Origin of the sequence: Streptomyces sp. NBC_00306, assembly GCF_036169555.1 — a bacterium.
GTDB lineage: Bacteria > Actinomycetota > Actinomycetes > Streptomycetales > Streptomycetaceae > Streptomyces > Streptomyces achmelvichensis.
On the sequence record NZ_CP108032.1, the window covers coordinates 8,073,771 to 8,097,701 of the forward strand.

A 23,931-nucleotide genomic window follows, 5' to 3' on the forward strand; every position below is an offset into this window, starting at 1 on the left:
GGCGCATAACGCCACTTTTCGTGACTACAGGGGCCACAAGGTGTCGCCGAAGGTCACTGGTTGTGACGGTCCGGCAAGATTATGTGTGGGTAGTGCCGGGGGAGGCGCTGTGTCGGACGCGACGAACCGGTCTCCTCGCGGGGAATGGTGCCCGCTGCCCGTGAGGACTTCAGAGATTCGTCAGCAGCTGCGGAGCAAGACTCTTGATCATGGTGTTGGTCCAGCGCATCTGACGCACCGTCTGCGGGTGGCAGGCGGAGACGAGGGACAGCAGACGGGTGTCGGTACGGGCCTGCGCAGCTTGGGCGAGCATCTCCCAGTACAGGGAGTTCGCTGACGCGCCCAGATGCAGATCACGCAGATCCCGAAGGAGTAGGAGCGCTGGCTGGGAGCAGGCCCGCTCTGGCCGCGGCTCCCTGTTTTGCGACCGAGGTACGAGGTCCGAGTGCGGGCCGGATGCCTCCTCCGGACGCGCGTGGTCCTCCCTCTCTATGGCTTCAGCGATCCGCTGGGCGTGCTCTCGTGACCATTGGGCGAGGTCGGTGGAGACGTGGAAGATCTCGTGCTCGGCGCGGTGGCGCTGGCCCGTGGCCAGCAGTCCTTCTGCGAGCTCCGTTTCGCCGTCACGGAGCACCCGCAGGATCAGCGCGATGCCGTTCACCCGTTCACCTCCGTCTCGCGATCGACTTCCTGGGTGGAATGGGCAGGCACACCGCCACTGGTGGGGGGCAGGTGGCTGCCTTCCACAGGGGCGGAGGCGGTGGTGGTCGGAGCGGGCGAGACCCGGCCGTCGCTGCTCTCGATGCACGTGAGCTTGGCTGCTGCGGTTTTGAAGACGGGCTGTTTGGAGACCGGGTCCCAGTCGGTGATCGTGGTCTCGTTGGCTGCCCTGCCGGTCGTGTCGGCTTCGGGCCGGTACCCGCCCGGCGTGTCCCAGTACCCGTAGTGGAACGGTACGAAGAGCAGCCCGGGACGGATGCCGGTCACACGGAGTCGGCCGCGGATCGCTCCCCTGGGCGTGGCGACTTCGACCAGATCGCCTTCGTCGAGACGCAGTTCGACGGCGTCATTCGCGGAGATCTCCACCCAGACCTCGGGCGCGGCCGCGTTCAGCTGGGGGACCCGGCCGGTCTTGGTACGGGTGTGGAAGTGGTAGAGGGTGCGCCCGGTGGTCAGCTGGAAGGGGTAGTCCTCGCTGGGCACCTCATGGGGCGGGAGGTACTCGCCGGGGCGGATGGTGGCCTTGCCGTCGGGATTGAGGGAGCGGTACTCGACCACGCTGTCTGCTGCCCCCGTGATCAGGTCTTTGCCGTAGCTTTCGCACACGTCAGGGTGGGCCCAGGTGATCCCGTGAGTGTAGAGACGCGCGGTGCCGTTGGGGGCCTGCTCGTTGCAGGGCCATTGGATGCCGGTGCTGCCGCGGAGTTGGCGATAGGTCAGGCCTGTGTAGTCGCACGGACGACCGGCGCTGCAGTGCTTCCACGCCTCGAACGCCGATTCCGGGTCCGCCCAGTGGACCAGCGGGCCCCCGTCCTTGTCGCGGAAGCCCATGCGGGCTGCGTAGTCGAGAAAGATGTCCAGGTCGGGACGGGAATCCCCGGGCGGTTCGACCGCCTTGTCGGACAGATGGACGGTTCGGTCGGCATTGGTGAAGGTGCCCGTCTTTTCACCCCACGTGGCTGCCGGCAGAACAACGTCGGCCAGTTGGGCGGTCTCGGTCAGGAACAGATCCTGGGTGACAACGAAGAGGCGATCCTGCGCCAGGATGGAGCGCATGCGGGACAACTCGGGCAGGGACACCGCGGGATTGGTGCCGCTGATCCACAGCATCCGGATCGAGCCCTGCTCGGCGTAGCGGAACATCTGCATTGCCGGTGTGGGCGGCGCGTAGTGGGGGATGCTCCCGGGCTCCACGTTCCACACTTCGGCCAGGTCGGCGACGTGCTCATCGTTCTCCCAGTTACGGAAGCCCGGCAGGTCACCATTGGCTCCACACTCGCGGGTGTTCTGCGCGGTGGGCTGTCCGTTCATCTGCAGCACGCCTGCTCCCGGGCGCCCGAGCATGCCTCGAATCAGATGCAGATTGTTGATCTGCACAGCTGCTGCGGTGGCTTGATGGGACTGGTAGACGCCCTGCAGAACCGTGGACAGCAACCGCTCAGCGGAGCCGACCAGTTCAGCCGCCTCACCAATGCGGGCGGCCGGCACATCACAGATCGAGGAAGCCCAGGCAGGTGTGCAGTCCTTGACGTTCTCTGTCAGTTCTTCGTACCCGACCGTATGGGCGGCGATGAACGCAGGGTCGGTGCGGCCGGTGCGGATGATTTCGTGCAGCAGGGCGTTGAGGAGGGCTACGTTCGTGCCGCTCCTGGGCGCGAGGTGGATGCTCGCGGCCCGGGCGACCGGAGTGGGACGAGGGTCCACGCACAGGAGTCGAGGGGGTTCGGTGCCCGCCAGCCGGTCCAGCATGCGCATCCACTGCACGGGCTGGGTCTCGGCGATGTTATGGCCGAAGAGGGCGATGACGTCGGCATGGTCGATGTCGTCATAGGTACCGGGCTGGCCGTCGCAGCCGAACGACTGCTTGAGCGCTTCGCCCGCGGTGGCTGTACACAGCCGGGTGTTTCCGTCCAGATGGTTGGTGCCGATTCCGGCGCGGGCCATTACGGCCAGCGTGTAGTACTCCTCGAGGAACAGCTGTCCACTGGTGTAGAACCCGATGGATCCGGGACCCTGTTCGTCCAGCAATTCCTTCGATTGAGCCACGACTGCGCCCATCGCTGTCGGCCAGTCCACCTCCACCAAACGCCCCTGCCGGCGGATCAGTGGCCGGGTGAGGCGGTCGGGAGAGGCGTTCGCCTGCCAGCCGAACAGATCCTTCGGCCCCAGTCGTCCATGGTTGACGCGGTCCCCGGCGCGTCCCCGTACGCCCACGATTCGGTCGTCCTTGACGGCGATGTCCATCGCATCGCCGTCGGAGTGCAGGAGTGAGGCAGCCTGCACCCACCTTTGGACTTCTCCGGTCCGGACGCCGTCGGCCAGATGTGTGTCCACGCGCACGGGCCACGGCTCGTGGGGGGCGTAGGGGGTTCGTCCGCCCCATGGGTGCGCGATCCGATCCGTAGACGGGTCCACAACGGGCCTCCCTCAACCCGGCCTGCCTCCGCTGGCTCGACCGCACCATGAGTACCCGCCGACGCATTCGGCTAACGCACCGATGCGATGGCGCCACACGTCGACGACCCGCTGCGTATGTCACTCCGTGACGTGCGCCGGGCCGTCGGACGCTCATCCGTGCACAGCCAGGCGACGGCATTCACGCATACCAGCCGCGGATTCGTCAGTCCTCGCCGCGCACGATTGCCGACTCCTCGCCGTCCGGCTCCTGCGTATCCGGCGCCGTCGAAGCGTCCAGGACCGCCGGCTCGCAGGTGCGGACCGGCTCACCGGTCATGTGCTGACTCGTTATCAGACCGCTCTCATCTGTGGGCCCGTACATGGTTCAACGCCTTCTTCCTCCGACCCCAGCCGGCACGACCCTGCCGCCGGCACTCCCCTGTCGGATACCCCGCCAAGCCGGGCAGTCATCACGGCGCATTCCTGCGGAACGCGGACGCATCGGAAGCTCGTCTGGCGGCCAGCCCCGCGCCGTCACAGAATGACCCCGAACGGATGAGCCCGACCGAATGGCAGGTCGACGACGGCCACGACCGTGCTGGGCAGGACCCGATGGGGCCTTCGCGCGCCGTAACCCCGAAGTACGCAGAGTGGGAGAGCGCGGCATCACTGCGCCTGGCAGGTCACCAGCAGGTTCGGCCATCGAATAGGGCGCGGCGATAGCGACACCTTCAACCCCGTGACCCTCATCAGGTGTCAACAGCCCTGTTCGATCTGCTCACCCTCACGGTCGAACTATCAGGCCGGGAGCGACGAACACGCTGACGGCCGAACCCGACATCCAAGGCCCCCGGCCCTTCCAAGGGCGGGTACTCATCCGCCACCCCGTCCAGTCCCGGCGTGTCACTCCTCGGGCTGCCTCGACCGGGTTCACTTCCGGCGCACGGGGTACTTCGGACAGCCCTGCAGGAATCCCTTTCGTGTACATCGGTCGGACGCGGCCTGAAAGGGATTCCCCGGTGGGCCAGGCCAGACGTCGATTCACGGTAGATGGAGGAGTCATGGACCCGAAGAACCCGGTAAAGGCCGCGGCCCAGAAGGCTGCGGATCTCCTGACGGGAGAATCAGGACCCGAGGAAGGAGTGCCCGGCAAGCCCGCGCCGGTGTCACCGCCTGTCGACCAACCGACGGAGCCGCAGGAACCACTGCCGCACAAGCCGGACCAGTCGGGTCCTGAGGCGGTCTCACCGACGGGGAAGCCGACCGGTGCCAGCACCTCCGCACGCGCGCAGAGCGGTGCCTATCTGACCACAGCGCAAGGGGCCCGACTGTACGACACCGACCACTCGCTCAAGGCAGGGGCACGCGGCCCCGTCCTGCTGCAAGATCACCATCTGCGCGAGAAGATCACCCACTTCGATCACGAGCGGATTCCCGAGCGAGTCGTGCACGCTCGCGGCGCGGCAGCCCACGGCGTCTTCCAGGGTTACGGAACGGCCAAGCGCATCACCAAGGCGGCCTTCCTCGTCAAAGATGTCGAAACACCGGTGTTCGTGCGGTTCTCCACGGTGCTGGGCTCGCGGGGCTCGTCGGACACGGTGCGCGACACGCGCGGCTTTGCGACGAAGTTCTACACCGACGAGGGCACGTTCGACCTGGTCGGCAACAACATCCCGGTGTTCTTCATTCAAGACGCGATCAAGTTCCCCGACGTCATTCATGCGGGGAAACCGCATCCGGATCGTGAGATCCCACAGGCGCAAAGCGCTCACGATACGTTCTGGGACTTCGTGACCCTGCACACCGAAGCGACGCACCACACGCTGTGGAACATGTCGGACCGCGGCATCCCCCGCTCGTACCGGATGATGGAGGGCTTCGGCGTCCACACCTTCCGGCTGGTCAATGCCGAGGGTGCAACGACGCTGGTGAAGTTCCACTGGAAGCCCAAGCTGGGTGTGCACTCCCTTGTGTGGGAGGAGGCCCAGATCGTGAACGGCATGGACCCGGACTTCCACCGCCGCGACCTGGCCGACGCCATCGAGGCCGGCGCCCACCCCCAGTGGGAACTGGGTATCCAGACGTTCCCCGACACCCCCGACCAGACCTTCGAGGGCATCGACCTGCTGGACCCGACGAACATCGTCCCGGAGGAACTGGCGCCGGTGCAGCCTGTCGGCCTCCTGACCCTGAACGCGAACCCGACGAACTACTTCGCCGAGACGGAACAAGTCGCCTTCCACCCCGGCCATCTGGTGCCCGGCATCGACATCACCGACGATCCGCTGCTCAGCGGCCGACTGTTCTCCTATCTCGACACCCAGATCAGCAGGCTCGGCGGCCCCAACTTCGGCCAGCTACCCATTAACCGGACGCACGCCCCGGTCAACGACATGCTGCGGGACGGCATGCACCAGACAGCCGTGCACAGCGGCACCGCTCCCTACCGGCCCAACTCCCTCGACGGCGGCTGCCCGTTCCTCGCCGGCGCCGAGGATGCCGCCTACATCGAGGTCCCCGTGGAAGTGCCCGCGGCGCGGAAGGTGCGCGAGGCACCCGAATCGTTCAACGACCACTTCAGCCAGCCCCGGCGATTCTGGCTCAGCATGACGCCGGTGGAGCGCGAGCACATCATCGCGGCATACACATTCGAACTGAACAAGTGCTACGAGCAGGCGATCAAGGAGCGAGCGCTGAAAGTACTCGCCAACATCGACCCCAAGCTGTGCTCCCAGGTGGCCGAGGGCCTGGGCCTTCCCGCCCCGAAAGCCACCGTGCCGCTCGTGCCAGTGGATCCCAGCCCTGCTCTCTCCCAAATGGGCGGGGACTGGCCGCTCGACGGGCGGATCATCGGCATCATCTCCGACGGCCAAGGCGACTTGGCCGGCGTCCGGGCGGTACGAGCGGCGGTACTCGAGGCGGGCATGGTCCCGCTCGTCGTAGCGCCCACCGGCGGAAAGCTCGACCCGGAGGGCGAGCCCATCACCATTCAGCGCACATACGCCACAGCGCGGTCCGTGGAGTTCGACGCCGTGCTCCTGGTCGGCGTACCCGGCCCCGGAAGTGACGCTTTCGGCGCGCGCGATGCCAAGGCCGGCGATCCCTCCGGCAACGGCAACGCGACGACGGATCCCCGGGTCCTGCTGATGCTCTCGGAGGCGTTCCGGCACGGCAAGGCGATCGGGGGATGGGCCGGTGCGGGCGATGTCCTCACGGCGGCGAACGTGCCGGAGGACGCGCCAGGTGTGGTCGTCACCCAGGAGGGAACGGAAGCCTTGGAGCAGATCGTCCAGCTCCTCGGCCAGCATCGCGTCTGGGAGCGCTTCCCGACCTCCCTCTGAGCCCATGCCCCGCCCCCGAGCCGTGTCCCGCGGCCGGGGGCGAGCGCTCGTCCGCGGCGGTGCAGTGCTCCAAGGGCGCCTCGCGCCGATCCAACGCTGATGGCAAACGCGAGGTCGCTGTCCACAGCGCGGGAGCCGATTGGCCTCTCGGTGAGGCGCGCGACGCCTCACGGACAGGCGCGGAGTCCCTGCGGAAGACGTCGACCACCGAGAGGAACCTGACCCGCTGTCGGGCCTTCAGCCGCCGAGGCCGCCGCTGCCGAAGGAGCCGCCGGATTCGTCGGCGTCGCGTCGCCGGCCGCCGGGGGCGGGCCTCGATCCCTGGTTCCCGTAGCCGCCGAGCTCATGGGGTGTCAGCCGTTCCCCGTCCGCCCCGAAGTCTTCGGGCTCCCGCCGGGCCTCGACGTGAGACCGCTGTGCGGGCCGCCGGGGCTGTTCCTCGGGACGCGGTGGCCGGGCCCGGCCCCGGCGTGCACCCACCCGCCAGACCACCCCGACGAGCAGGACGAGGAGAGCGGCGGCGATCAGGACGAAGACGATGACTGCGGGGGCGCCGTCACCGGCGGCGAGCCTGTGCCCGTCGTCGGCCGGCCGGAGGAAAGGACTCATGAACCACGGGTACCCCGACCCGGCCGCATCTCGCGCATCCATGGCATCGACGGAGTGAAAAGATCCGTGAGTCGGGCCGCTCAGCAGGTCCTATCGCCACGAGTAGTGCCGGCCACCGCGCTTTGCGGCGCCCCGACGGACCCCGCCTGCACCCCAGGCCGGCGCCACCGGTCGGCCATGTCCGCATCGTGGGCGGACTTCCGTGTTCGGTCGCCACGGTGTGCCTTCTGCAGGTCGTCGGCCTCACGCCGGCATGGCCCGGCGGTGTTCACCCCGCTTGGGTATCACATCGCGGGCAAACTGCGCCGCCATCCGCGCACAGGTCACCTGGCAAGCGGCGGGGGTCTCGAATTCTCGTAGTGCAGCCTCCCGGATACGTCCGCCAGGAGTGCGGCCTGCGGCACTGCCAGCACGACGGGCGTGGCATCCCCCACCAGCTCGGGTCGCCCGGAAGAGTTCCTCAGCGACGCTGGCCGGTCGCTCGGTGAGCAGGCGCAGAGACAGCACCGGCGATCATGCCCCGCGGTCCTGTCGTTTTTCGTGACGGCACCTCCCACCACACGATGTAGAACACAGGTTCGACCGCATATCTGGCATGCAAGCATAACCGGGGGGATCTGACGCCCACCGATGTTGTGACTCAGCCTGTAGATACCGCCATAGCGTTCAAGCGGGCTTGGGTGAGCGCGTAGGCGGCCCGCAGGGGAGTGGCCAGCGCGATGAACCGCCCCCAGCCTTGTGGTCATTCCGCCTGCCTGGGTGAACCCGGTTCCCGTTGTGGCGATGAGCCTGCGGGCCTCCACGGGTCTTATAGGTTGCTAGGCCGTCACGTGTCGGCGCAGGGCGTCGCTGGTCTGTTGAAACTCCTCCATGAGGCGGGTGGCCTCCACGACCAGAACACCATAGGGACGGCTGGGTTCAGCCAGCGGTAGGGCGTCGTGCTCCGCCTGTGCTGCCACCTGGTAGCGGCACTTCTGCGCATCTTCCGCCAACGCGCTCAGCCTCTGTGACTGGTCGTTCAGATGGTTCTCGTCGAGGACGCTCAGTACACGGGCCATTTCGTAGAGGCTCTCCAGAAAGGCGCCATAGCGCTCGAGGAAAGGCTGGTACCTGTTCTGGCCTTCCTCCCCGCGCCACGTGTCCAGGCTACGGGCGAGTGCCGCGCTCTGATACAGGGTGCGCTCGAGTGCGGTGAGCACCGCGTCGTAGCCGGCGAAGGTGCCGCGGTCGCGGTTGCGGCGGAAGAGGCGTCGCGGGTTGAAGTACAGGCTTTCCTGTGCGGTCCGCAACGCCGCCCTGGCCTGGGGCGCGAGTTCTGTCGCCTGTTGGGCCTGCGTTCGCCACCGCTCGGTGGCCTCAGGGTCAAGCTGCCCTGACCGCAGTGCTGGGTACATGTCGCTGAAGAGTGCATCAAGGCTTTGGGCGAGTCCGTGGATCGCGTGCTCGGCACTGCGGTGGCGAAGAGGTGGCATGACGATGAGGTTCACCACGACGCCTACGACGCATCCGATGAGAACCAGCAGAATGATCTCTCCGAGCCGGGCGAGCTTTTCCGCATGCGCGGTGGCAGCGGTGTAAGTGGAAAAGGCGAAGAACGCCGCTGTTGACACCTGTGTTCCCTGTGACCCGAGGCGCGGCCATCGCCCGACTATCAGCGCGATCAATGCGACGATCAGGAAGGTGGCAAGGTCCGGGCCGACAAGGAAGGCAAGGCCTGCCTGTACGGCGACGCCGCTGACCACCGCGCCGACATAGCGCAACGACTGCATCAGGGACTGATAGACCGTCACCTGCATGATCAACACTGCGGAAAAGGGGGTGAACGCAGGCGACTGTGCACGAAGAAGGTCATGGGAGATGAACCAGGCAAGCGTTGCCGCCATCGTGCTCTTGGCCACCAAGAGAACGGTATGACGCTCCTGGCCATCCCAAGTCCATGCCCGCTGCCCCCACTGGGCCACTGCCGCCAAGTGGCCTGGCCGGGAAAATGTTGACCGCGAGTCTTTGACCTCACCCGCCATCCTCGCCCTTCCTGTCGTTATGCCGCTCGTAGACCCGCCTGTACCCGCCGATGAACCGGCCACCGCACCGGTTGCCGAACTACAGGGCGGCGACGCCAGAGAGCCGGACGGGGGCGGGCCCCTCGTCGTCGAGCACCAACTGGCCGACGCCGTGAACCCCGAGCACGACATCGGCCGGATGGGCCCTGCAGAACATGCCCACGAGCGCCGCCCCACGAGCTCGCCGCAGCAGGACCCGGAGCGTGCCCACCGGCACGTTGCCGACATCGGCCCCTGGCCGACGAAGCGACAGACCGAGCGGGACCGGCGGACGGGGGAGACACCCGCCCGGCTACCCAGCACCGAAACCGCTCACTCACTGCTGGAGCCGGTGCGCACAATATGTCCGGCTGGCGCGCGGGACCTTCGTTCGTTCGCAGTAGCCATGGCGTTGACCAGTGGGGCGTCGGAGCGTGTCAGGGAAAGGATGGCGGTGATGTTGATCGTCCCCGGCCCTGCCGGTGGTTCGTGCCCTCGGCCGGCGTGGCTGCCCAACCCCGCACCGAGATGTCGGAGGTGGCAACTGTCTCCACGCCCCCGTCCCGTGCGAGGTCCCGGACGGGAGGCGGTTACGGCGGTCATCAGGCCGGCACCCGCGCCCTGCATTCCCGCGGCACTGGCCAGTCCGGCGAGGCGCCGGTCCGGACCCGTGCGCCGGTAGCCGTGCGCGGCTTGGGCGTTGAGGTCTCAGTGCCGCTGCCCGATCTCCCGCCGAGGACCGCGCTGCTGATCATCCGCCACGCCGCACCGGCGCGTCACAGCGGCTTGCAGTTCCTCGCCGTCCTCGAAGCGGGTCCCGGACCTCGCGTGGACGGCAAGGTCGAATGCGACGCACTGCATGACCTCCTCGACAATGTCCACCCACCTGCCACGCCGGGTAGAACCCCTGACTGCATGACAGAAGGGCCCGGATCCGCCAAGGATCCGGGCCCTTCTGGGCAGTAGCGGGGACAGGATTTGAACCTGCGACCTCTGGGTTATGAGCCCAGCGAGCTACCGAGCTGCTCCACCCCGCGTCGGTAGACCCCACCCTACGGCACCGATTGGCTCGCTCATGCCACGAGCGCGACCACCGAACCTCGTCCGAGCGGCGCGTTGCGGCCGGGGTGACCGAGGGCGATCCCCATCGTCTTCCGCAGGATCATCAGGGCACGGGCGTCGTCGTAGGTGGACTGTACGCGTAGCAAGCCCAAGCGCTCGGTGCCGTCAACCAAAGGCACCCACCAAGCGGTGCCTCCCGCCTCCTGCGGCGCTGCAGACGTAAGCCGCCCGTACTGGTACGCCCGCCCGGGCACCGTGCCCTCGACCCGGATGTCGGTTTCGGTGCCCGGCGCCGCTCCGTTCGGGCCGGTCAGCAGATGCAGCCCCTGGCGGTTGAGGTCCGCCACATAAATGAGCAGGCCGGTGAAACCCGCCGCGCGGGCGTACTCAACGGCAGTGTCCGGCAAGGTGTCGAGGGGCATCAGATGGCTGGCATCCAGCAGACCGGCGAACATTGCCCGCCCGGCGCTCCACATCCACGGCCCTGTTCCCTCTCTCGCCCTAGCAATCCTGCGTACTTCTCGTCCCCGGGCTACCCAACCGCAGCACAGCAAAGCCGCAAGCGCCACCGGACCCGTAGGGGACCCTTCAGCCATCACCAACCAGGGCCGGTCCGGCGGATCATGTTCGTCGGTTCGGTCAGGGGCGGAGGTCCGAATTTCGCGGGTCCGCTTCTTGGGCCGCATCTACCGCCGTCGGGCCGGGCACCTCGTCCGCTGGGGGAGGCCCAGACCCAACCCGGTCATGTCGGCGGAGACAGGGCGTACAGCTTCTGCTGCAACCGCCGCTACCTGCGAAGACGCCATGTCAAGAACGCCACTCCTCGCCCAGCGGCCGACCGCGAGCAATACCGGCGTCGCAACGAAGTCGAGCGGACCATCAACCGGCTCAAGGCCTTCCCTGCCGTCGCGACAAAACGTGCCTATGTCTTCCACGGCACAGTCACCGAGCACGATTCGCCTCTGGCGGAGCATTTCCTGTTGCAGACAGGCATCTAACAAGACGGTTCGTATCGTCTAGTTATGTGATCGTCGTCCGGCTAACACTGCACTGCTCGCCGCACGACCCTGTCATGGAGGCCTGGGCCGTGAGCCGGGTTACCGAGACTCGGGTGGACCTTCAAGGACATGCAGCTGGGGGAGGGTGCGGCAGGTGAAGCCGAGCTGAGTCATGGCCCGGAGGACTTCGGCGGCGCTGAATTCACGGCGGTCCTGCCGGGTGAGAGCTGGCCGACTTGCTTGACGGGGTAGTGGCGGCGGCCGATGGTCACGAATTCGCCGGTGCCCGGTTCGGCCTTGATGTCCTTCATCGGTTCAGCACGCCGCTCTTGGTGAGCTCGAAGGGGAAGCGGGCGATGACGCAGCGCATGTAGCCTCACCGGGAGAAAGCGCGAACGGTCCGAACGGGGTGGGGCGGTTCAGCGGGAGAGGGCGAGGATGCCAAGGGCGCTGCCCTGCTCGTCGACCACGGGCAGAGCGCCGAGCCGGAGGTAGCGCATCGTGCGCTCGGCTTCGGCCGCAGTGGTCACGGGTGAGGTGAAGGTCCAGCGGTCGCCGAGGATGTCGCGCAGGCGGACACGGTCCGTGTAAGCGGAGCCGTCGCGGACGGCGGTGAGTTCGGCCTGGGTGACCAGGCCGGTGCACTGGCCGTCCTGGTCGCAGACGACCAGTCGACCCGTGCGGGCGGCGGCCATGACGGACAGCGCCACCTCGACGCTCATGTCGTCACAGACCTGCGGTCCGGCTGCGTCCATGACCTCAGCCACTGTCCTGTGGATGGGGTTGGCGCTTGCAGGGCGGGGATGCATCTGAACCGGCGTCAAAAGGTGCCTCCTGCAGAGATAGGTCAGCTTCCTGCCGCAACGATGAGCAGCATCGAGAATTACAAGTACGTACCGACCTTTTGCAGCCAGCCAGCGGAAATGCGCACTGGGCGTAGGTGCTGAAGTGACGCGCGGCGCACAATTAGACGGGTGTCGGCTGCGGTGTAGCTCTGCAAGGTGCATCTGCCATCCTGTAGGAGGAGCCGCGCGTGGAGAGACTACGGATTCTTCCCAGTCCCGCTGGTGAAACCGCGGCGAAAATGCGTGTAGCTGGGGCCCGCACTCCGAACGATGCGGGCCCCAGCTATAAAATGCGCGTAAGCGTCAGGCCGGAACGATGTTCTCGGCCGTCGGGCCCTTCTGGCCCTGCGCGATGTCGAAGGTCACCTTCTGGCCCTCGAGCAGCTCACGGAAGCCCTGGGCGGCGATGTTCGAGTAGTGGGCGAACACGTCAGCACCGCCACCGTCCTGCTCGATGAAGCCGAAACCCTTTTCCGCGTTGAACCACTTCACGGTGCCACTGGCCATGTCATATCTCCTTCGGGGCGTTGCCCAGAGGACCGCACTGTGCGGACCTCGAGTCGCCGTGATGATTATCCCGCCCGGAAAATGACCGGAAATGCAAAAGTGCTCTCGCCGGTTCAGAAAACCGCTGAGGGCACTTGAAGTCTTTGGGAACCACAACTGCAACTGAGATCGACAGTAGCATGCCGCAACGGCTGCGTACGTGGAACAATTCCACGCTGGTCGTTGCTGTCTTAACTCTCACTGCACGGCCCGTTAAACTCTTCCCTCACGAGCGCAGTATTCATGCACCCGGGGTAACAACGTTCCGGGAGGCTCGATTTCGTCACTCTCAAACCAGGGCTCGCCCGCCGTTGGGGCCACGCAATGGCGGTACTCCACGTCTGCACGGGCCGAGCAGAATCCGCCCGCGCATCTGATGGCTACTACTGTAGGTCAGCACACCTCACACCACGTCCCCGTCGTAGCCGGCGGTCGGGGACAGGTGTTGAGCTCTGGGTGTGAGGACGATCGATGGCCGGTCTGCCAGCCCAGATCCATGTCTCCAGCTGACAGCGCACTGATTTCTGCAATCCGGCATGAGCGCGCGGTGGTCTCGGCGGGAAGCGATTGGGAGGTGCCGGTCCAGCCGTTTTCGTCGGCGCTAAAACGGTTACCCGTCGTATATGAACAATTCGCCGGAGCCGTTCGATGGTGTCCATGTGGGTGGCGCGCTTGAGCGGCTGCTGAAACGAGTACTGCCGTCGGCTGCGGGGCCAGGCAGGATCATCCGGGGTATGGACGGTCTGGAGCGCGCTGCCGCCTTGGACGGCGTTGTACTGAGCATCCGCAGTATGGTGCAGAAGGTTCCTCTGGGCCGTGGGCGAGATGTGCTGCACGGGCGCTGGTTGGGCCATCCCGTGCATCCCCTGATGGTGCAAGTGCCGATCGGCACCTGGTTCTCCGCGGCGATTCTCGACCTGCTCCCAGGTCAGCGGCGAGCAGCGAGCACGTTGATCGGCGTGGGCCTGGCCGCCGCCGGGCCGGCCGCGGTGACAGGCTGGGTCGATTGGGCGGAGCTGCAGCGCCGACAAATGCGCGTGGGGTTGGTGCATGCGGCGGCGAACGTCACGGCAGTGGGGCTATACGCGGGCTCGCTAGCTGCCCGGACACAGGACCGCGTCGGCCTGGGCAAGGCCCTCGGGTTTGCCGGGCTGGCTGCTGTGAGCCTCGGCGGAGCCATCGGCGGCCACATGGCCTACCGGCAGGCGTCCGGCGCCAATCACGCCGAAGTAGTGCCGCAACTTGTTTCGCCGGGATGGCACAATGTCGGCGCCGTCGCGGACTTCCCCGTCCGCCAGGCGGTCCAGCGACACATCAACAACGTCCCCATCCTCGTCGTGCGCGAGAGTGGCAACCGGGTGCACATTCTGGCGGACTCCTGCAGTCATATGGGCGGGCCCTTGTCGAAGGGCACGATCGACGACGGCTGCGTGCAGTGCCCCTGGCACGGCAGCGTCTTCCGCCTCCACGACGGCTGGAACGTGCGCGGCCCCGCGACCGCCCCTCAGCCCGCCTTCGAGACGCGCATCACGGACGGCTGCGTCGAGGCGCGGCTGCGCGCGTGAGGGGATGGCGAGGCCGACCCGTCACACTCGCGGCTTGACCTCGATGTACGGCACCCCCCCGGGGGTTGTTTGGCTTTGGAGGGGTCGCGCCCCGGGCTGAGGCGTTACCCGCGGAGGCCATGGTCGGCTGATGAAAGCCTTCTCGGGTTTGAATACGGTCAGCCGCGACTTGTTGTGCTGGTGGTGCGTCAGGACGGGCTGGACAGCCGATGACCATGCCAGCGCCGGCCCCATCCAGCAGGGCAAGGTGGTGGCCGATACCAGCACCGCCGAGCAGCCGCCTGCACCGAGGCTCCGCCGCGTGGTTGGGGCGTCGCTTCCCGCGTTCCGAGCATTTCACGGAAGCGCAGGTCGTCCAGGGCGTGTCCTGTAGGCGATGCGCAGCCACAACACGATGGCCGTGATGATGATCTCCGACTGCCGTAGGCCATTCGCTTCGCGTAGCAGGTGACGAGAGCGCGGAACGCGGGCATCCCGCCGCCGAGGTGCGCTTCGTCCGGGATCTGCGGTTGACGGAACCGGTCGGCCAGTCGATCGATGAGTTCCGGGTCGTGCGGAGGTCAGAGCCTGCATGACCGCCGGCAGACTGCCGCGCTCGTACCGGAAGGTGACGTATGGCAAAGCTCATCTATTCGATGCTCACCTCTCTCGACGGCTACGCCGAGGCGGCGGAGGGCGACCTCGGCACCGGGGCCGGCGACCAGGAGGTGCATACCTTCATCAACGACCTCTTCCGCCCTGTCGGCACGTACCTCTACGGCCGGCGGATGTACGAGACGATGGTCTACTGGGAAACCGCGCACACCGAGCCTGACCAGCCGCCGCACATCGTGCAGTACGCCCGTGACTGGCAGGCCGCGGAGAAGATTGTTCACTCCACGACGCTTGAGTCGGTGTCCAGCGCGAAGACCAGGGTCGAGCGGAGCTTCGACCCGGACGCGGTGCGCAGGCTCAAGTCCGAGGCTGATCACGACCTCACTGTCGACGGCCCGAACCTCGCGGCACAGGCAGTCGCGGCCGGCCTGGTGGACGAGTACCACTTGTTCATCACCACGAGCGTGGTCGGCGGCGGGAAGCGGTTCTTCCCCGACGGTGTGCGCCTCGATCTCGAGTTGGTCGAGGAGCGTGCCTTCGGCAGCGGACTGATCTATGCCCGTTACCGCACCCGCTGAGCCGCACCGGTCGGTGACGCTGCCGGCGGCCGAGGCGGGGCAGGTGAGACCGAGCCGCAGGGAGCCGAGAAGCTCGGCCTCGGCGGCGCGGATGCTCTGCGCGGCCTGAGGTCCGGGTTGAAGGGGCGGCGGGAGGTCACGTGATCATCGTACGGCGGGACACGGAATCGATCCCATGTCCCGCCCAGTGGCTGGTCGTTGAGCCAATTCCCGGTGTATGGAGCCTCCGGCGATGCAGCAGCCCGGAGGTCTCGCACTGTGTGTAACCGGATTCTCTCGGTGGGAAGGGGCTGCACTGCTTCGAGGACCACCATCGATTTAGCGGTACGCGACGACTTCCAAAGCAATCATGAGATGCCGCCCCGTCATGCCTTTGGCTTTGGTGATGCCGAAGGCGTACCTGTCGATTGTGGTGGTGCCGCTCGCTGTCATCCGCTTGCCCTCAGGGGCAACCGTGCCGAGCGCTACGGCGACCGGCTGCGTCGCGCCACACACTGTCAACTCGCCATACAAGGCGGCACCAACACCGGACCGTTCCAGACGCTGGCTCCGGAAGCTGATCTCGGGATGCCGAGCCACGTCCAGGTAGTCGGAGGACTTGACGTGGTTATCACGCTGCTGATTGCCCGAATCGAAGCTACCCGCCTCTATTACGACGTCCACCAAGGAATCTTCTGCCGGGTCGGCCACTGTGATCCGGCCATGACCGATGGCGAAGTTGCCTCGGACTGGGAGCAGCCCGAACATGGCGCGTGTGGCGAAGCGGACCGTTGATGCGGCCTGATCGATAACGTATATACCTGGGGCTGGTGGGCGCTGGTTCTCCGCTGCTGCCATGAGCTCGTAGCCTCCGTGTGCTGAAGATCAATCAGTGATGGAGCAGCCTCTCGCAGCTACAGCGGGTATACCAGCCCAAGAGCAGAGGCCGCTGGCTGCCCTGCACGTCTCCCGGGCAGAGGAAGGCTGCCGATTGTGCGTCAACCCGATCCCTGGGATCCAGATCGCAGAGAGCATGCTGGTCTGATGAAACGATCAGGCGTTGCGCTGAGGGCGCTGACCATGCCGAGGGCTGAACAGCTGCCTCGCGCTCTCCCCGTACGGGACGTCGGCCGCGTTACCCGCTGACGGCCGCTCGTACGTGAGCCCTGCCGTCGTGTCTCCGGCAGGCCTCACGCAACGAAGACGAGGTGCCTTGGTCAGGTGTGGTTGCCGAGGTAGTAGCCGGCGAGCTGCTCGCGATAGCGAGGGTCCGTGGGGTGCTTGTCCTTGTCGAACTGTGGGGCGTTCTTGATCTGCTCCTTGGTCAGGTCGATGTGGACCGTCTCGGTCTCCGGGGCGAGGCGTGGGATGGTGCCGGCCGGAAGCAGGACGTCCTTGCCGTCCGCGGGCTTCTCGTCCTGGCCGTGGCGATGGTGCTCGCTGCCGTCGGCCCTGCGAGGCGGCGCGGGAGTACTGAGACGACCGACGGAAGGTGACGACCAGATCTGATGTCGGATCCCGGCTATTGCGCTGTCGAGCCCGCCGACGGCGTTTGCTCCCACCATGCTTGGCAGCACCGACGCGACTTTGCATAGCCGTAACCAACCCCCATCGGCGACCACAGCATCCGTCGGTTCTCATGCACAGCCGTCACCCTCAACACCCCCGATGTGGGTGCACGATGGCCGGCAAGCCGGCCCCGTCAGTAGTGCCTACGTTGTTGCACGGGATGAGCGAGCCATTCGTAGGGTTGGCTCACCCAGGGGTGCCGGGTGTGGCTCTCAGTAGTCTGCGGACCGTGTGGCTGTTCTCGATTGGCCGCTCGGCGCCCCCTGACGACTCGGCTGCTGATTAGTAATTGCGAACCGATCGCTGAGTAGGGACTGGCCAGCGAGGTCGTCTGCGGGATCCGCATGGCAACGATCCGTGGAGAGCACGTGACAGTGATCTGGGCTGGTGTCGACGCCGGTAAGGGCCATCACCACTGCGTGGTGATCGACGATAGCGGCAGGCATCTTCTGTCGCGTCGTGTGGCGAACGACGAAGAGGAACTGCTGCGGCTACTCGCTGACACCCTCGCCCTGGGGGAGGACGTGACGTGGGGCATCGACCTGGCCGATGGCGGCGCCGCCCTGTTGATCGATCTCCTGCTCAGCCACGGCCAACACGTGCTCTACATCCCCGGCATGGCGGTCAACCGAGCCTCAGAGGGCTACCGGGGTGAGGGGAAAACCGACGCCAAGGACGCGGCGATCATCGCTGATCAGGCCCGGATTCGCCGAGACCTTCAAGTTCTGCGGCCTGGCGACGAACTCGTCGCCGAACTCAAGATCCTCACTCGTCACCGTCGAGACCTGGCAGACGACCGCACCCGTGTGGTCAACCGCCTGCGAGGCCACCTCACCGGGATCTTCCCCGGCCTGGAACGGGCCCTGGACCTGACCAACGTAGGACCGCTGATATTGCTCACTGGCTATCAGACGCCGGCGGCCATCCGGCGAGCTGGTGTCCGCCGTCTGGAAACCTGGCTGCGCAACCGCAAGGTCCGCGGCGCCGCCCAACTGGCCACGGCCGCCATGGAGGCCGCTGAGCGCCAGCAGACCAGCGTGTTCGGAGAGAAGCCGACAGCCCAGCTGGTGCACACCCTGGCGAAGGAGGTGATGCGCCTCAATGGGCAGATCGCCGACAGCGACAAGCTCATCGAGGCCCGGCTTCGCGAACACGGGGACGCAAAGGTAATCACGAGCATGCCCGGCATCGGGCCATTGCTTGGCGCCGAGTTCCTCGCGTCCACCGGCGGAGACATGGCGGTCTTCGGTACCCCAGACCGCCTGGCCGGCTTCGCCGGCGTGGCCCCAGCCCCCCGCGACTCGGGCCGAATCAGCGGCAACCTCCACCGGCCGAAGCGATACAGCAGAGGGCTCCAACGCGTCTTCTACACTTCAGCGTTGATCAGCATCCGCTACTGCGACGAGTCTCGCCGCTTTTACGACCGCAAACGCGCCGAGGGCAAACGCCATACCCAGGCTGTGCTTGCTCTCGCCCGCCGACGGGTCAACGTTCTGTGGGCTCTGCTCCGTGACGGGCGGTGCTACGAGCCGGCACCACCAGTCACAGCGGTGGCTTGACAAACAAGATTAGTAATCAAGGACCGCCGTCGCTACATCACGATGTCTACGATCAACCACAAGGTCAGTGAAGCGCTGAAGAGACCGAGGAGCAGACCGATTCTGATGCAGCGCCCTCGGAGCCGTTCGCGTACGTCTTGGACCGCTTCTTGCTGCGCGATCTGCTTTCGCCGGCGCCTGACTTCAACAAGTCGCTCGCCGACATACAGGCGCACAAGCTGCTGACGCTCGGTGGATGTGAGGCTTGGCAGGTGGTCGGCGAAGGCTTCGGCAGCTTGCAGCGCCTGGGTGCGCTCACTCGTCGCCGCAAGGAAGCGTTCGATGCGTTCGATGCCCGCTTGCGGGTCAGGTGCCGACTGGCCGGTTGATGGGACGCTCACGATGGAGTGTCTCCGCCCTTGGACGCTGCGTCAGGGTCGGGTTCGACGGCATCCCGGCGACCGGTGGCGGCGGCTTGGTCGATGGCGGCGACCTCGGGGTAATGAAGGTCGAACGCTGGCGATTCGGAGCGGATCTTGGGCAGCGTGATGAAGTTGTGCCTCGGCGCTGGGCAGGGCGTAGCCCATTCCAGGGAGCGTCCGTACCCCCACGGGTCGTCGACTTCGATCCTCTCTCCGTACTTCGCTGTCTTCCATACGTTGTAGAAGAACGGGAGCGTGGAGCTGCCGAGGAGGAATGCCCCGATCGTGGAGATCGTGTTGAGGGCGGTGAAGCCATCGGCGGCGAGGTAGTCGGCGTAGCGGCGCGGCATGCCCTCGGCGCCCAGCCAGTGCTGGATGAGGAAGGTCATGTGGAAGCCGATGAACAGCGTCCAGAAGTGGATCTTTCCCAGGCGTTCGTCGAGCATGGTGCCGGTCATCTTGGGCCACCAGAAGTGGAAGCCGGCGAACATGGCGAAGACGACGGTGCCGAAGACGACGTAGTGGAAGTGTGCGACGACGAAGTACGTATCGGAGACGTGGAAGTCCATCGGCGGCGAGGCCAGGATGACGCCGGTCAGACCACCGAACAGGAAGGTCACGAGAAACCCGATGGTCCACAGCATCGGTGTCTCAAAGGACAGTGAGCCCTTCCACATCGTGCCGATCCAGTTGAAGAACTTCACACCGGTGGGCACCGCGATCAGGAACGTCATGAAGGAGAAGAACGGCAACAGGACTGCGCCGGTGACGAACATGTGATGTGCCCACACCGTCACGGACAGACCGGTGATCGCGATGGTGGCACCGATCAGTCCGATGTAGCCGAAAATCGGCTTGCGCGAGAAGACCGGGATGATCTCTGTGATGATGCCGAAGAACGGCAACGCGATGATGTAGACCTCGGGGTGCCCGAAGAACCAGAACAGGTGCTGCCACAAAATCGCCCCGCCGTTCTCCGGGTTGAAGACCTGGGCACCGAAGCGTCGGTCGGCTTCAAGGACGAGCAGAGCCGCCGCCAGAACGGGAAAGGCAAGCAGTACCAGCACAGAGGTGAACAGGATGTTCCACGTGAAGATCGGCATCCGGAACATGGTCATTCCCGGCGCGCGCATGCACAGGATCGTGGTGATGAAGTTGACCGAACCGAGGATCGTGCCGAAACCGGCCAGCGCCAGGCCCATGATCCACAGATCGCCGCCGACGTAGGGGGTGCGTTCTCCGCCGCTCAGCGGGGTGTAGGCGGTCCAGCCGAAGTCCGCCGCGCCCTGGGGGGTCAGCAGGCTGCCCACCACGATCAGGCCGCCGAAGAGGAACAGCCAGAACGAGAGCATGTTGAGTCGCGGGAAGGCGACGTCGGGGGCGCCGATTTGCAGGGGCATGATCGCGTTGGCGAAGCCGGCGAATGTCGGGGTGGCGAACAGCAGCAGCATGATCGTGCCATGCAGGGTGAACGCCTGGTTGTACTGCTCTGGGGAGACAATCTGCAGCCCTGGCCGTGCCAATTCGGCGCGCATCAGCAGCGCGAGCAGTCCACCGAAGACGAAGAATACGAATGACGCCATCAAATACAGATGGCCGATCTTCTTATGATCGGTGGTGGTGATCCAGGTGACGACTACGCTGCCTGCCCTACGTCCTTTGACCGGGACGATAGTCGTTGGCTCAGTGGTCGATGCGGTCATGAGGACCCCGTACATGGCTCGGTGACGGACGGCGCAGTAGGTACCCCTACTGACGCCACGTCACACCTTAATCAGTTGACCGGCATTGAGCTCATCGGCCAGCCCGCTGCGACGACAACACATATCGTCAGGTCATCTAAAGCATGCGGCCTTCCGATATCAGGCGATCCGCTTGAGCAGCGAGGTATTCCGCCGGACCGGCACTTGCGGAATCGACGTGATCTGAATGTGACGCCGATCGAGCCGGTCACTGCGATGTACAGCCGTTGCCGGTTCATCACGATGAACGGCATCGAGGTCGAAGCGATCTTGTTCAGCCACCAGCTCGCCCGCAACACGGTTGATCCGGAGGTCAAGCGGCAGCTGGCCCGGACTGGTACATCGAGGAGCAGCAGCAGAAAGTGATGGGCTCCTGCCGGGTGTGACTCGGAGCCAAGTTCTCCGGTGACCTGTGTCTTGAGGTCGGGAAAATGGTCGGACTTGGCGAGGGCTTGACCGATCACCTCGTCGGCTGCGGCGCGTTGGGGCGGGGTCATCTCATCGACAGCCGAAACGATTTGTCGGGCAAGGGCGGTTCCTTTTCCAGTCAAGGAATGCAGCACCGGAGCCTTCACGTTGACGGCTTATAGGTACGCAGTGCCCGAGGACCTCCACAGGTCCCACCGGAAGCGTTCTATTGCCTTGGTCGGGGCAGGTGGCGCGCCAGCAGCCCGAGGAGATGGCCGGTGGCTGCGTAGCCATCAGATCGGGCAGCTGCGGTGACTCGACGCCGGAGACGCGCTCCACATCGAGATGGCTGGCTTCGAGGTGCGGTGCCAGGCTCACCTGGTGTCCAACTGCCGCGCGAGCGGAGCTGATACGTAGGGGCGGACTTCAGCAAGCATCGGCGATCCTGGAGCGTAGGCGGGAGATGCCCGTTCGGGTGCCTGATCGTTCCCAGGACTGGCCGAACTACTCGGCTTCGGCAGACTCAATCGGTGGCGGGGTCTACGCCGCCGCACACGGCGGCGAAACAGCCCATGCCCGGAGACGTGAGCCTGGATTACGAGAGCTAGCTTCCCCGTGCTGTGGTGGTGCGTCTCCTAACATGACTCCATGATCGCTGGCGACGCTCAGGAGTCTGAGGGAGGACGAGAAGCTGTGTCTCGCGACGCCGCTGACATCAAGCATATCCACGCTACTTCAGCGCGTGCAGAACAGTGTGCCGGCCGGCAGCCCTGCGGATCACCAGGTGACGAAGCAGAGGAGAACGCTCACCCGGTTGCCGCCCTCGTGGAGAGGGCGGCCGACCTGGCTGAACCGATCAAACCGAGGTTGCGTGGCTGGCTCCATGCCGGAATGGTTCCTGCTGCACTGGTCGCAGGCGTCGTACTCATCTGCCTGGCCCGTACTCCGCAGGCTGTCCTGGCCTGCACCGTGTACGCGGTCACCGCCTGGCTGCTGTTCGCAACGAGCGCCATCTACCACCGCGGTACCTGGGGGCCGCTCGGCGAGGCGCTTCTGCGACGCCTCGACCATGCCAATATCTTCCTGATCATCGCGGGCACCTGCACCCCCCTGGCCGTGCTCCTCCTTCCGCCGGACCAGCGGTACGTGCTGCTGTGGATCGTGTGGGCGGGCGCGTCGGCCGGTATCGCGTTCCGAATCCTGTGGATCGGCGCTCCGCGCTGGCTGTATACCCCGTGTTACCTGGCCCTGGGGTGGGCGCCGGTGCGCTACCTGCCCGACTTCCTGCACACCGGCGGGGCGGTCGTGGTCGCCTTGATCGTCGCCGGCGGCCTCTTCTACAGCGCGGGCGCCGTCGTCTACGCCCTTCAGCGCCCGGACCCCTCGCCCCGCTGGTTCGGCTTCCACGAGGTCTTCCACGTCCTGACAGTGGCGGCCTTCACCGCGCACTACGTTGCCATCTCTCTGGCCACCTACTGACCGCGACAACATGGGCTCGGTGACTTTCGTCCACCCACGTTGCCGCGCGTTGGTCCGCGACGGGACGCCGGGGAACTCGTCCCACGCTTTGGGCGAATGATGTTGCCGCTGCCCAAAGGACGGGTCGACCGGGGCAGTCCCATCGAGGCCGCCTGCCGCATCATCATCCTCGAAGACCAGCTCGAAGAAGCCCTGCGCATCAACGCCGAGTTCTGCCCGCGCCGCCGCATGGGAGAATCCAAAGGCCGCCCGTCTGAGACGGCCGGAACTCGCGGCCTTCCCGGCCAGCTGCCAGCTGCTTCCGACCCCCGTGCACGTTGCCGGAACGCTTCAGCGTCCCGGGCAACATCGTTTCAGGGCTTCCGGCTCCCAGCCCTGCCAGTGCAGTTGGTAGTGAGCGAGCTGGCGGCGACGCGATCGTGGCCCGGTGTTTGAGCGTATGTGGCGGGCGCGTGCCTGTCAGCCGGGCCAGGTACCGGTGAGACGGTGCACGGCTGTGGCACCACTGCGGTCAACAGCCGCTTTCACAGCAGCGTAGATAGCACCCTGGAGGGCAGCGGCGACCAAGACTTCCTTCCACTGGCGATCTGCGTCGGTGGCATCGGGCGCGTCGTCATCATGGCCGATGAGCTTCCACGCCTGCTTGAACAGTGCACCTGCCACAGCGCCTGTCACGGCCCCCATAAGGAGACCGACCGGCTTGTAGGCGATCTTGGACGCTTTCATCGGTACCTCCTGCTGCGTCGGATGAGCAAGACCGCGACGAAGGCGGTCGCGCAGACAGCAAGGAGCGCGTCACGGTCAAGGCGGGTATGCCCTCCCGTTCGATACACCCTGTGCCAGGCCGCTTGCGGGGCCTCGTCGTGAAGCCTGTCGTCCAGGGCATGGGCCGAGCCGGTCAGCTGTCGCCGGGCCTGGGCGGCACGATCCTGCATATTGCTCGTGACCTGGGTCATTTTCTGGGTTGCCCGAGATTTGATGTCGGCTTTGGCAGCTAGAGCTGCAACAGTCTGGCCGAGCTCTGCGCGAGTCGCCTCCACTTGCCTGCGCAAATCATCCACGCTTGGGGAGGAGCCCTTCTCCGGAGACTGCTTCGTCATTGGCGCGCCCTCTCCTTGATCACGGCCACGTCAGGCTTGACGCTGCCGATTGCCTGCTGGGGGGCAGGGGAGTGGTAGGTGCTGATCTCACTGCCGACGATGGCCAGGGCACCTGCACCACCATGAGGCAGACGGTGACGACGAGCGCCGCAGCTAGGGCGGCCAAACGATCGTTAGCGCTCTGAGGGCGGTAGGCGCCAGTGCCGGTAGAGCCAGCAAGCCGATCAAGCACGCTCCGCCCAACGTCGCCACCCATGCCCAACCGCTTGTCCCTGTGCAGCACCCCTACCTGGGCGAGTCGAAGCGCTCGTGTATGGGCTGCGAAAGCTGCTCCGATGCTCTTCTGGCCAGCTCGCCCGACCGGCTCTCCGTCGTGATGGTGGAGCACCTGATCCACTGA

General features: G+C 66.0%; 21 protein-coding genes, 1 tRNA gene and 3 pseudogenes. 7 read left to right on the plus strand and 18 right to left on the minus strand.

What is annotated here, in order from left to right:
- Window positions 1-169: 169 nt before the first annotated feature.
- Window positions 170-661: a hypothetical protein gene (locus tag OHA05_RS36060; RefSeq protein ID WP_328862965.1), complete on the minus strand. Its 492-nt coding sequence runs from the start codon at window positions 659-661 to the stop codon at window positions 170-172.
- Entirely contained in the window at window positions 658-3,135 is a 2,478-nt protein-coding gene (locus OHA05_RS36065) for a molybdopterin oxidoreductase family protein (RefSeq protein ID WP_328862966.1), read from the minus strand. The genes OHA05_RS36060 and OHA05_RS36065 overlap by 4 nt, the downstream gene beginning before the upstream one ends.
- Before the next feature lie 1,043 nt (window positions 3,136-4,178).
- Between OHA05_RS36065 and OHA05_RS36070 the strand changes: the two genes are divergently transcribed.
- Complete coding sequence (locus tag OHA05_RS36070) at window positions 4,179-6,458, plus strand: catalase (protein ID WP_328862967.1); 2,280 nt, start codon at window positions 4,179-4,181, stop codon at window positions 6,456-6,458.
- 237 nt (window positions 6,459-6,695) lie between these two features.
- On the opposite strand, the gene OHA05_RS36075 is transcribed toward OHA05_RS36070, so the two are convergent.
- From OHA05_RS36075 to OHA05_RS36095, 6 genes are all read right to left on the minus strand, one after another.
- On the minus strand, window positions 6,696-7,067 hold the full coding sequence (locus OHA05_RS36075) for a DUF6479 family protein (RefSeq protein ID WP_328862968.1): 372 nt from the start codon (window positions 7,065-7,067) through the stop codon (window positions 6,696-6,698).
- Window positions 7,068-7,885: 818 nt separating this feature from the next.
- On the minus strand, window positions 7,886-8,965 hold the full coding sequence (locus OHA05_RS36080) for an FUSC family protein (protein WP_328862969.1): 1,080 nt from the start codon (window positions 8,963-8,965) through the stop codon (window positions 7,886-7,888).
- Window positions 8,966-9,167: 202 nt separating this feature from the next.
- Window positions 9,168-9,338, minus strand: a complete 171-nt coding sequence (locus OHA05_RS36085) for a hypothetical protein (RefSeq protein ID WP_328862970.1) — start codon at window positions 9,336-9,338, stop codon at window positions 9,168-9,170.
- Between the two features lie 101 nt (window positions 9,339-9,439).
- The gene (locus tag OHA05_RS38315) at window positions 9,440-9,751 is read right to left on the minus strand and encodes an adenosylcobinamide amidohydrolase (RefSeq protein ID WP_443043862.1); all 312 of its coding nucleotides are present in this window, start codon (window positions 9,749-9,751) and stop codon (window positions 9,440-9,442) included.
- A gap of 318 nt (window positions 9,752-10,069) precedes the next feature.
- Window positions 10,070-10,143: transfer RNA gene (locus OHA05_RS36090), tRNA-Met, on the minus strand.
- Window positions 10,144-10,179: 36 nt separating this feature from the next.
- Window positions 10,180-10,623 (minus strand): hypothetical protein, encoded by a 444-nt coding sequence (locus OHA05_RS36095; RefSeq protein WP_328862971.1) that lies wholly within the window; start codon window positions 10,621-10,623, stop codon window positions 10,180-10,182.
- Between the two features lie 246 nt (window positions 10,624-10,869).
- On the opposite strand from OHA05_RS36095, the pseudogene OHA05_RS36100 reads away from it, so the two are divergent.
- A pseudogene (locus OHA05_RS36100) lies at window positions 10,870-11,188 on the plus strand (hypothetical protein); the annotation flags it as partial.
- A 77-nt stretch (window positions 11,189-11,265) separates the two neighbouring features.
- On the opposite strand, the pseudogene OHA05_RS36105 reads toward OHA05_RS36100, so the two are convergent.
- From OHA05_RS36105 to OHA05_RS36115, 3 genes and pseudogenes are all read right to left on the minus strand, one after another.
- Window positions 11,266-11,536: pseudogene (locus OHA05_RS36105) on the minus strand (SCO5918 family protein).
- Between the two features lie 49 nt (window positions 11,537-11,585).
- Entirely contained in the window at window positions 11,586-11,990 is a 405-nt protein-coding gene (locus tag OHA05_RS36110; protein ID WP_328862972.1) for a CBS domain-containing protein, read from the minus strand.
- Between the two features lie 324 nt (window positions 11,991-12,314).
- Entirely contained in the window at window positions 12,315-12,518 is a 204-nt protein-coding gene (locus tag OHA05_RS36115) for a cold-shock protein (RefSeq protein ID WP_018529187.1), read from the minus strand.
- Window positions 12,519-13,291: 773 nt separating this feature from the next.
- Between OHA05_RS36115 and OHA05_RS36120 the strand changes: the two genes are divergently transcribed.
- Both OHA05_RS36120 and OHA05_RS36125 read left to right on the plus strand, forming a co-directional pair.
- Complete coding sequence (locus OHA05_RS36120; RefSeq protein ID WP_328863530.1) at window positions 13,292-14,122, plus strand: Rieske 2Fe-2S domain-containing protein; 831 nt, start codon at window positions 13,292-13,294, stop codon at window positions 14,120-14,122.
- 614 nt (window positions 14,123-14,736) lie between these two features.
- On the plus strand, window positions 14,737-15,294 hold the full coding sequence (locus OHA05_RS36125) for a dihydrofolate reductase family protein (protein ID WP_328862973.1): 558 nt from the start codon (window positions 14,737-14,739) through the stop codon (window positions 15,292-15,294).
- Window positions 15,295-15,612: 318 nt separating this feature from the next.
- On the opposite strand, the gene OHA05_RS36130 is transcribed toward OHA05_RS36125, so the two are convergent.
- Together OHA05_RS36130 and OHA05_RS36135 are read right to left on the minus strand one after the other, a co-directional pair.
- Complete coding sequence (locus tag OHA05_RS36130; protein ID WP_328862974.1) at window positions 15,613-16,131, minus strand: YceI family protein; 519 nt, start codon at window positions 16,129-16,131, stop codon at window positions 15,613-15,615.
- 359 nt (window positions 16,132-16,490) lie between these two features.
- Window positions 16,491-16,838: a hypothetical protein gene (locus OHA05_RS36135; RefSeq protein ID WP_328862975.1), complete on the minus strand. Its 348-nt coding sequence runs from the start codon at window positions 16,836-16,838 to the stop codon at window positions 16,491-16,493.
- 348 nt (window positions 16,839-17,186) lie between these two features.
- On the opposite strand from OHA05_RS36135, the gene OHA05_RS36140 reads away from it, so the two are divergent.
- Complete coding sequence (locus tag OHA05_RS36140) at window positions 17,187-18,401, plus strand: IS110 family transposase (protein WP_328862976.1); 1,215 nt, start codon at window positions 17,187-17,189, stop codon at window positions 18,399-18,401.
- A gap of 32 nt (window positions 18,402-18,433) precedes the next feature.
- Here OHA05_RS36140 and OHA05_RS36145 read toward each other — a convergent pair whose 3' ends face one another.
- The 3 genes from OHA05_RS36145 to OHA05_RS36155 form a co-directional block, all read right to left on the minus strand.
- Window positions 18,434-18,781, minus strand: a complete 348-nt coding sequence (locus tag OHA05_RS36145; RefSeq protein WP_328862977.1) for a hypothetical protein — start codon at window positions 18,779-18,781, stop codon at window positions 18,434-18,436.
- Entirely contained in the window at window positions 18,778-20,505 is a 1,728-nt protein-coding gene (gene ctaD / locus OHA05_RS36150; protein WP_328862978.1) for an aa3-type cytochrome oxidase subunit I, read from the minus strand. Before ctaD ends, OHA05_RS36145 begins: the two co-directional genes overlap by 4 nt.
- Before the next feature lie 71 nt (window positions 20,506-20,576).
- Window positions 20,577-21,119, minus strand: a complete 543-nt coding sequence (locus OHA05_RS36155) for a hypothetical protein (RefSeq protein WP_328862979.1) — start codon at window positions 21,117-21,119, stop codon at window positions 20,577-20,579.
- 481 nt (window positions 21,120-21,600) lie between these two features.
- Here OHA05_RS36155 and trhA point away from each other — a divergent pair, with 481 nt between their 5' ends.
- Together trhA and OHA05_RS36165 are read left to right on the plus strand one after the other, a co-directional pair.
- Window positions 21,601-22,431, plus strand: a complete 831-nt coding sequence (gene trhA / locus OHA05_RS36160; RefSeq protein WP_328862980.1) for a PAQR family membrane homeostasis protein TrhA — start codon at window positions 21,601-21,603, stop codon at window positions 22,429-22,431.
- Window positions 22,432-22,554: 123 nt separating this feature from the next.
- Window positions 22,555-22,668: pseudogene (locus OHA05_RS36165) on the plus strand (MerR family DNA-binding transcriptional regulator); the annotation flags it as partial.
- 222 nt (window positions 22,669-22,890) lie between these two features.
- Here the strand turns inward: OHA05_RS36165 and OHA05_RS36170 are convergent.
- Together OHA05_RS36170 and OHA05_RS36175 are read right to left on the minus strand one after the other, a co-directional pair.
- A complete protein-coding gene (locus OHA05_RS36170) occupies window positions 22,891-23,157 on the minus strand; it encodes a DUF4235 domain-containing protein (RefSeq protein ID WP_328862981.1) in 267 nt (88 codons plus the stop codon).
- Window positions 23,154-23,531: a DUF3618 domain-containing protein gene (locus OHA05_RS36175; protein ID WP_328862982.1), complete on the minus strand. Its 378-nt coding sequence runs from the start codon at window positions 23,529-23,531 to the stop codon at window positions 23,154-23,156. The genes OHA05_RS36170 and OHA05_RS36175 overlap by 4 nt, the downstream gene beginning before the upstream one ends.
- Window positions 23,532-23,931: the final 400 nt, after the last annotated feature.